2 protein-coding genes are annotated in these 3,588 nt (G+C 55.4%); both read right to left on the bottom strand.

The features are described 5' to 3' along the window. Window positions 1–275, bottom strand: a 275-nt coding sequence (locus DESPIG_RS13960; protein ID WP_006003659.1) for a hypothetical protein, incomplete at its 3' end; no start/stop codon positions are given. Window positions 276–742: 467 nt separating this feature from the next. Next, the gene (locus tag DESPIG_RS00435) at window positions 743–2,554 is read right to left on the bottom strand and encodes a carbon starvation CstA family protein (RefSeq protein WP_040368951.1); all 1,812 of its coding nucleotides are present in this window, start codon (window positions 2,552–2,554) and stop codon (window positions 743–745) included. Window positions 2,555–3,588 lie beyond the last annotated feature (1,034 nt).

Raw genomic sequence — 3,588 nt, 5'->3', positions numbered from 1 at the left:
GGAGAGAGGCGCTTCACCACGACGGCGTCGCCGTAATTTGGCAGCCAGCCTCTGTGTGAGAGAAAGACGCGGTCCGTATCCTTCACGCCGCGCATGCGCTCGTAGGCATCACCGGCCTTCATGCGTCTACGGATGGGCATGGGAAGTGGTTCGACGGAGACTTCCGTGTCTGGTGACGTCCGGGCAAGGTGCCGCAATGCCATGATGTGCCTGCTGCCATCGAGCATGCGCGTGAGATTTTCGAGAGACGTGGTGTGAGTGTAGATATCTGACATGGAGATGTCCGAGCTGTTGACGTTTTATGGTTGTCTGTGGGACAGGAAAATATTGCGCGGTTTGTCTTGGTGAGTTTCGGTGCACTCAATAAATGTCCTTACCGGAGTTAGGATTTTTCTTTGTCGCTACTCCATTTGCGACAGCCATGTTTGTGTCAAAAAAACGGGCGTTGAGTTGACACAAAGCCCGGCTCTAAGACGACGCCTGCTTCCAGTTGAGCTGCCACTCATGATGCGTTATTGGGGGCTAAGCAAGGTGGAGGCCCTGCCCACAAAGAACCTGGATCATGCCCTGTCCGGCAATTGGGGGCCGGATGTTTCGGGCCTGTGTGCAGCTGGCTGTATGCGGTGTCTCGCATGACTTGTTTGCACTCTGCTTCGGAATCCCGAGATTCGGCAATAAAAAAGGCCCCTCACAGGGGCCTTTTTTATTGCCTTACTGCAAAGGCGTTGTGTGTACGAGCGGCTTATTCAGGAATGATTTCCTTGAACTCGTCACCGTAGCTATCCTTGGTGACAGTGTTTTCCTTCAAGAGCACACGCCAGCGACGGAGAGTACCGAAGATGACGAAGAGCATCATGACCATAACCAACAGGCTGAGGAAAACCAGCAGGTACTTGCCGTTGGGTATGTACTGGTAGAGAATCAGCCAGATTCCGGCCCAGAAGGTGATGAAGGTCATGAAGATTCCGGGAATACCGGTCATGAAGGCATACTTTGCCTTGTTCATGCGCAGCAATACGGTAGTGCCGATGAGCAGGGTTACGGAAGCCAGCAGCTGGTTGCTGATCCCGAACAGTGGCCAGATGTTGCTGATGTCGCCGCTATAGACGAGATAGCCCCACGCACCGGTAAAGATGAAGCTGGTGACGATGACGCTTGGCCACCAGTTCTTGTCTCCCCAGCGGGGGGAAATCTTGCCCAGCATTTCCTGCAGGAAGAAGCGACCCACGCGGGTACCTGCGTCCACAGCGGACAGGATGAACACGGCTTCGAACATGATGGCGAAGTGATACCAGTAGGCCATCAGATGCTGCATAAAGGGAATCTGTGAGAAGATATGGGCCATGCCGACGGCAAGAGAGACCGAACCGCCGGGACGGTGCATCAGGCTTTCCTGAACTTCCTGCTCCAGGCGGGGCAGTTCCTGAACCTGCATGCCAAGGGCATTGAAGGCCTGCTCAGGCGAGTTGATGGCAAAGTAGTCTGCGGGAATGAGCACGCAGGCGGCAATCAGCGCCATAATGGCCACGAAACCTTCGAGCAGCATGGCACCGTAGCCTACAAAGAGCACATCGTGTTCCCGGCCAATCATCTTGGGCGTGGTTCCGGTGCCGATGGTGGCATGGAAGCCGGAGAGCGCGCCGCAGGCGATGGTAATAAAGATGAAGGGAATGACAGGGCCGCCGACAATGGGGCCGCCGCCTTCAACAAACTTAGTGAAAGGAGGCATGTTGAAGTGCGGCATGACAAAGATGATGCCGATGGCCAGCGCCAGAATGGTGCCCACTTTCAGGAAGGTGGAGAGATAGTCTCGCGGCAGCAGCAGCAGCCAGACGGGGAGAACGGAGGCGATGAAGCCGTAAACCGGAATCAGAATGGACATGGATTTCTTGTCGATATCCAGCCAGCCGAAGATTTCGGGATGGGCGGCGACCATCGGGCCGGAGAGCAGGCACAGAAGAAGCAGAACCACGCCGATGATGGATGCGCCCAGCACGTCGCCCTTACGCCAGATCTGCATGTACAGGCCCATGATAATGGCGATGGGAATCGTTGCCGCCACGGTGTAAGTGGACCAGAGGCTGTTGTGCATGGCGTTGACAACTGCGATGGACAGACCGGCCAGCGTCAGTATCAGGATGGCGAGAACCGCCCATGCCGCCACGGTGCCGGTGGTTTTGTCGATTTCCTGCGTGGCGATGTAGGCCAGGCTCTGGCCGCGGTGGCGTACGGAGCAGAACAGCACCACCATGTCATGGACGCCGCCCGCGAGGACGCAGCCAATCAGAATCCAGAGCATGCCGGGCATATAACCGAACTGGGCCGCCAGCACGGGGCCCAGTAGCGGGCCAGCCGCAGCAATGGCCGCAAAGTGGTGTCCGAACAGCACAAATTTGTTGGTTTTGATGTAGTCGTGTCCGTCCGCGTATTTGACCGCCGGGGTTGGACGGGCGTCATTCAGGTTCAGAACTTTACGGGCGATGTAAAGCCCGTAGAACCTGTAGCCGATGGCGAAGACGCACAATGCGGCAAAGATGACCGTGACGGCATTAATGCCAAGTGACCCTTCCATAAGAAACATTACCTCCTATCATGGCTAAGCCGAGATTCAGGAGTCTTTTCAGGGCGCCAGAGCCGCTGTTGCTATGCTTCAATCCACAGTCGCCCCTATCCGTCGACTGATTCCACGGCCGGCGGATAGATGGCGTGCGGATCACTCCTCCCTGGAGGGATGGGGTACGGAAAAGGATTTCATCGGCTTCGCCGCCTTAAGACCGGCGGAGTTTCTCAATCGGCTTTTCCAGCGTTTTTCTGGTCGGGATGAAAAGACTTGAATCCGCAGCCTGTTGAACTTTTATCACTACGCATTTAAGGAAAATCTCCTTAGGCAATACAAGGCGCACTGTCAATAAAAAAGGCAAACTCTTTTCTGTGCGGTAGGGAGGCTGATTGGTCGACATAGGTCGAGAGGACTGCCGTCCAATTCTGGATACGCACGCTTATCTAGCGGGGGACGAAACAAATCTTCTTTTTGCGAATTTTTGAAAAGTATAGGAGTGATTCTACGGCAAGCTGAAAACAGCCAGGATATATCTCCTGCAGGCATCATCGGATATCAACAGGTTGAGAGTGGAAGGCGGATTACGGCGAAAATATGTTGACTTGATGCTGTCCTCATGCCAGGAGATAATAAGTGATAAGGGGCAAAAGGAGTTTCCATGAACAGGCGTGCTTTTCTTGGTAGCCTTTGTGCGTTGCTGTCCGGTGGGTTCCTCACAGCGTGTGTCCCTCCCTCTGGGGGTTACTATCCACCTCCTCCCAGAGGTCACCGTCCGTCTCCACCGCCTCCACCGCCACCAAGAGGGCATAGGCCTCCCCCGCCGCCTCCCCGTGGACCTGCAAACCATAGACCTCCTCCAGGACATGGCGTAAGGCCTGGTGGACCGCCCCCAAGGGGTGGGAAGCTTCCTCACAGGGAGCCGAAACGTGATAAACCGGGACGTTTCAGCAACCATCGACCTCCATCACACAGACGGTAGTCTGTAAATCGCAAAGGGCATCAGATACATCTGGTGTCCTTTGCTATGC

This window comes from Desulfovibrio piger ATCC 29098 (assembly GCF_000156375.1).
In the GTDB taxonomy this organism is placed as follows: Bacteria; Desulfobacterota; Desulfovibrionia; order Desulfovibrionales; family Desulfovibrionaceae; genus Desulfovibrio; species Desulfovibrio piger.
Note: the sequence above shows the minus strand (reverse complement) of the source record. Positions and strands in the feature narration are given on the sequence as shown.